Raw genomic sequence first — 1,758 nt, 5'->3', positions numbered from 1 at the left:
TGCCGGTCCACGTGACCCAGGCCTTCGCTCAGGTGCTCCAGGTAGCTATCGAAACGCTCGGCTGCATTCATCGATCCTCCAAATCGAAGTCCGGAAGATCGAATTGTGACATTTATGACACAGTAAGGCTAGGTTGCCGGAAAAGCGCTTGACGGCGCGGGGGCTGTTCATGCCCACCACCGTTTTGCCGATGGGAGTGCTCCTGTGTGGTAACGAAAATGCGGCGCGCGTCGGGAATGGGGGCGGTAGACTGCATCGCTCGTTCCTCAGCCCAGGCAGTTGTGGCGATCACGCTTTTCCTCGGACATGGCGGCCAGCGCGCGCTCATAGGCCTGGCCCTCCAGCTTGGCCAGCTCGGCACTCACGGGATCGGCATCGCCCGCGCTGCCGGGCTTCGGCTTTCCCTTGCCCGCGTCAGCCGCATCGTCGTCGCCCCTCCTCTTCCTCGTCCGCATCGAGAGGGCCGCGACCCGGGGCAGCCAGCGCGTCAGCGTTGTCCTCGTCGGAGTCGTAGTCGTCGCTGTCGGCTTCCATGGCCTCGCGCTCGGCGTCGGACAGGAGGCGCAGGTGGTCGTCGTTCAAGCGCATGTGTGCGTCCTTTCGTGGTTTGGATCACGGCAGGGTGGCAGGCTTGGCACGGCTAAGTTTGAAAGCTCCTCGGAACAGAAAACTCACTGACCAAGATCAGTGGCCTGATCTTGGTCAAGGCGACGGCTAGGAAGTTGCTGTGGAGTGGAGTCTCTCGCGTCACACCGATACAACACTGTTTAAGAAATCTTTGTGGAAAGAGCTATCCCAACCATACACTTAAGTGGTTAACAATTTCCAACAATCGAGGTGATTCTTGAAAAAATTGCTATTAGCTACAACCCTGGCTGTGGTAGCGCTAAGCGGTCAAGCTGCTACTGTCAATGTAACGAGCGCAGGCAACTACGCTTTGCTGCAAAACTACACAAACTGCACTACCGCCCCATCACTATGCGCAAACTTTGTTGCAGCGAACAATTTGTCAGGGACATTTACTACAGCAGGCTCGCTGCCAACAAACGCTTCCAATCTTGAGATTGGATCGACCGTCACCTCATACAGCTTTTCGAACGGACTCGAGACCGTTACCTCCTCAGACAGCGATTCGAGACTGAACACCCTCCGGATCTCCACGGATGCTTCGGGAAACATCATCGCTGTGAATATTATGCAAGTCGTGAAATGGCTCACCGGCACAGCCCCTCATTCGACTGCAGACAGGTTTTCTGCGTTCGTGATCTCCGGAACCAACGGCACTTCTACGCACAACTCCGGTTGCAACACAGTAGGGACGGGTAACAGCGGTGTAAACGACACCTGCGTTACAGCAACAGTAAGCGATACCTCTCGCAGCACAGCAAACAACTCGCCTGTAGCCGTTGCAATAGCTGCACCCACAGCTTCCGCACCGGTACCCACCCTGTCTCAGTGGGGCATCATTGCGCTATCGTCACTCATGGCAATGGCCGCGATTGCAAGGGTGCGTCGTCGTCAACGCTGAGAAGGAAACCATCTGCGGGTGGCTTGGCGATGTCCCGGAAAGTGTTGAACGCCTGAGCTGAGGTGGCGGCTCCTTCGACCCGCATGTGAACATGCGGGCTGCCTAGGGCAACGCTGAACAAGTCCACCACTGGCGGCTCGAATGCGTTGTGATCCGATGAAGCAACAGACCCTGGCAGCAGCGGCCGATCAAGAGGCCGGATTCGAGCAATACCGCCGCCCCACCCGACG

Annotated in this window: 3 protein-coding genes; 1 reads left to right on the top strand and 2 read right to left on the bottom strand. The window is 57.3% G+C overall.

All coding sequences use genetic code 11. The features are described from left to right. Positions 1–414: 414 nt before the first annotated feature. Entirely contained in the window at positions 415–588 is a 174-nt protein-coding gene (locus JHD63_RS22470) for a hypothetical protein (protein WP_198973009.1), read from the bottom strand. Between the two features lie 607 nt (positions 589–1,195). Between JHD63_RS22470 and JHD63_RS22465 the strand changes: the two genes are divergently transcribed. After that, positions 1,196–1,528 (top strand): IPTL-CTERM sorting domain-containing protein, encoded by a 333-nt coding sequence (locus tag JHD63_RS22465; protein ID WP_198973010.1) that lies wholly within the window; start codon positions 1,196–1,198, stop codon positions 1,526–1,528. Here JHD63_RS22465 and JHD63_RS24275 read toward each other — a convergent pair. Further along, the coding region (locus JHD63_RS24275; RefSeq protein WP_233168545.1) for a hypothetical protein at positions 1,482–1,758 on the bottom strand (277 nt) is incomplete at its 5' end. The genes JHD63_RS22465 and JHD63_RS24275 overlap by 47 nt on opposite strands.

Origin of the sequence: Xylophilus sp. ASV27 (assembly GCF_016428875.1) — a bacterium.
GTDB lineage: Bacteria > Pseudomonadota > Gammaproteobacteria > Burkholderiales > Burkholderiaceae_C > Xylophilus.
This window is presented reverse-complemented; position numbering and strand designations above follow the sequence as displayed.

Coding starts and splice junctions, on each gene's coding strand:
- JHD63_RS22470 (WP_198973009.1), bottom strand. CDS start 588: ATGCGCTTGAACGACGACCACCTGCGCCTCCTGTCCGACGCCGAGCGC.
- JHD63_RS22465 (WP_198973010.1), top strand. CDS start 1,196: ATGCAAGTCGTGAAATGGCTCACCGGCACAGCCCCTCATTCGACTGCA.